Annotated in this window: 1 protein-coding gene; it reads left to right on the top strand. The window is 47.2% G+C overall.

Translation table 11 applies throughout. The features are described from left to right. Positions 1–73 precede the first annotated feature (73 nt). A partial coding sequence (locus tag DWY25_RS17560) for a PD-(D/E)XK nuclease family transposase (RefSeq protein WP_147336723.1) occupies positions 74–765 on the top strand: 692 nt, incomplete at its 3' end.

Here is a 765-nt window from a genome sequence, read left to right as displayed (position 1 = left end):
TGTCAAATTTCATCAAAATAAACAAGGCTTTTTCAAAAAAACCGCAATATTAGAAGTGAAAGGAGATGAAGAGATGATAAAGGAAGCCTGTCAGGTTCATGAAGATCAAGCGCGGTACAGCCCCTTACTCGGATATACGGAGAAAGCCGGGAGGGAGGAAGGCAATCAAATTGTTAGACTTCAGCCGGCCATTTCGAAATCGTCCATCCTCACCGATTGGATCATCAAGGCGATCTTGGGTAATCCAGAGGATACCGAAGCGCTGGCCGGTTTTTTGACAGAATGGAAATATTGTCCCATTCGCTCAATCACCGTTGAAGCGCAGGAAGCCCGGGTGGATCACGCGGATCAAAAAGCGATTCGCTTCGATATCCACGGCACGATTAATAATGAAATCTTCTTTGTGATCGAATCACAGCGGCATGGTGATTTTAAAACGATCATGAAGCGGATGCAGTATTACTTGGCCCGGCTTTTAGCGGGACAGAAGCTGCGGGGAAAGGAATATGGGCAGATGAAAGCGGCGTGGCTGATCTTGATCGCGGATTATCCGTTTTTTCCCCGGCCAGGGCTCATTGCGGATGAAACGGAAATGAGCTTAAAAACGATGCAGATGCCCTTGACACAAATGACTCATTTGAGTATTATGGAGACAGGAAGAACAGAATATCTGAGGGAGAAAGCGATTCAGAAACTCAGCGGACTGGAGCGGTGGGCAATCCTATATGGAAACTTGGCGGACCCGGAAAAACGGGAATGGATTCG

This window comes from Holdemania filiformis, from assembly GCF_003459085.1.
Classification (GTDB): Bacteria; Bacillota_I; Bacilli_A; order Erysipelotrichales; family Erysipelotrichaceae; genus Holdemania; species Holdemania filiformis.
Note: the sequence above shows the minus strand (reverse complement) of the source record. Positions and strands in the feature narration are given on the sequence as shown.